Here is a 1,906-nt window from a genome sequence, read left to right as displayed (position 1 = left end):
AATCGCCAGTCATCATGCCTGCGGAGGCTCCATGTCAAGCCCCGGCTCGACACTTCTGAACCGAGGAAATTTACACAATATTTTGGACTTGATCCGTTAATGTGAATGATTTATTTAGTAATATATCCGAACTCCCTCAAGCAGATCACCAAGATGTATTTTGGTATTCAAAAATTCTTTCCCCAACATCAATGACCGAATCAGGCGGTACTGGAATCACTCCATTAAGCTTAACAAGCGGAAAATCAGATAGGACTTACACTGTATCTTATGTAGTCGCGGGATCTACTATCTACGAAGAGATGATTGTGAGGTCGTATATTGAGGGACCAACATCAATTTCTACTGACGGCACCTTTACGGCAAAGCTTTATCCATTGTCAGAACGGACATACTCTTCCACACTCCCAAGTGTCAATTCCAACGATTCTAACTGGACGATTGGGGTAATGCACGAGACAAGCTTAGAAGCTTATACCGATCCCGGAGATGTACTTCGGTCAATACAATGGGATGGGAGTTATTATTCAGGGGGTACGTTGAAATTTACGCTTGATTTTTCATATAGCCCTCCAAGTACACCATTGTCATTTGGTTTGGAATGGAAAATAGCGTCAATTACACTGCAAAATCTTTAAAGGTATTTGACAATAGTGGAACTGAGAAAGTTAGAAACACAAAAATCTCATTAGATGCATCCAAACAGTTAAGAAGTGTCGGCCATACCTTTGACTCCATCATTTCTGTTGGACACTATAACACGACTGGGCAAAAGAAACTTAATCTAAAATTCACATACTATATGTATAACGGTCAGGATATTTATGCACCGGATGTTGACTTAAAAACAAGCAATCTGTCTCTTTCGTACTGGTCTGCATAATAATTAAGCCAGAATACTCTTCAAAGTATTCTGGCTTTCAGCATTCATCATAAGGAGAATCATCTATGATGTTTATTGAAGTGTTGATTTCAATTATTTGCATTGTTGTCATGCTAATTATTGCGATTATGTCAGAAGAAAAATTGAAAGTTACTTCACTATTATTTTCATTTTTGTTTGCACTGAATTCCGCATCCTTGATGTTTCATTATCTTGAAGTAGCTCAAGGAGCAACGGATGTCTCATATTTATTTATATTTTCCTTAAACGCCGAACAAATTATTCATTTGTTTAGACTTTCTATCGTAATATCGTTAGTTTCTTTTACCGTTTTCACTTATCTGAGCTATTATAAGAAGGAATAATCATTTTATGTTTACCAACGCAGGCTCGGTTAAATGACCGAGCCGCTCTTGTTGGTCCCAATTTCGTAACGTAAGATGTGGGGCCATGGAAAACACCCCTTAGAATAGACATTGGAAAAGCCCCTAAGGTAATCCGATGAATTCTAGGGAGGCATTTATCTATTCAGAAGCGATAAGATAAGCAGTGTGACTCCATGTAAAAGAGGGATGAGCATACCGGAGACGGCGGCGTATGTAAAGCACCACATGGAGGAAGCGAAGCTGACTCGTCCGGTGTTTGCTGAGAGCGCAGTGATGCATAAGAAGCCGGCCGAGAGCGCGCGGCGGCCTCTCTTGACCGGCTTTTGTGCGCGGCTAGGAGGCCCGAATCCTTCAGCTAACCGTCGTGAATTGGTATTGCTGGCTTGCGGCGCCGCTGCCGGCCGACTGAATGGAATCCGCCCCGTCGGCTGTTGAGCCTCCGGCAATGTAGAGCATCTTGCGGCTTTTCACATTCATGATTTTGTAGTAGCCGCAGCTGATGTCCATGATTTTGTACCACGAAGTCGTATTGACGGGCGGATTCTTAAAATTAGGGGCTGTTCACGCCCGGAAGCAGTCCCGGGATTTGATCCCTGCCCATTTTAACCATGAAGTCATTCAATTTCTCGGCAGTGTT

Annotated in this window: 2 protein-coding genes; one reads left to right on the top strand and one right to left on the bottom strand. The window is 42.3% G+C overall.

Translation table 11 applies throughout. The annotated features are described in order from the left end of the window. The first annotated feature begins 948 nt into the window (after positions 1 to 948). Positions 949 to 1,248, top strand: a complete 300-nt coding sequence (locus G485_RS0117420) for a hypothetical protein (RefSeq protein WP_027093550.1) — start codon at positions 949 to 951, stop codon at positions 1,246 to 1,248. A gap of 372 nt (positions 1,249 to 1,620) precedes the next feature. Here the strand turns inward: G485_RS0117420 and G485_RS29405 are convergent, their stop codons facing one another. After that, positions 1,621 to 1,776, bottom strand: a complete 156-nt coding sequence (locus tag G485_RS29405) for an RICIN domain-containing protein (protein ID WP_084423379.1) — start codon at positions 1,774 to 1,776, stop codon at positions 1,621 to 1,623. Between the last annotated feature and the right edge of the window lie 130 nt (positions 1,777 to 1,906).

This window comes from Cohnella thermotolerans DSM 17683, assembly GCF_000429825.1.
In the GTDB taxonomy this organism is placed as follows: domain Bacteria; phylum Bacillota; class Bacilli; order Paenibacillales; family Paenibacillaceae; genus Cohnella; species Cohnella thermotolerans.
Note: the sequence above shows the minus strand (reverse complement) of the source record. Positions and strands in the feature narration are given on the sequence as shown.

Excerpts from the sequence above, each read along its gene's own strand:
- G485_RS0117420 (WP_027093550.1), top strand. The coding sequence starts at position 949 with ATGATGTTTATTGAAGTGTTGATTTCAATTATTTGCATTGTTGTCATG.
- G485_RS29405 (WP_084423379.1), bottom strand. The coding sequence starts at position 1,776 with ATGGACATCAGCTGCGGCTACTACAAAATCATGAATGTGAAAAGCCGC.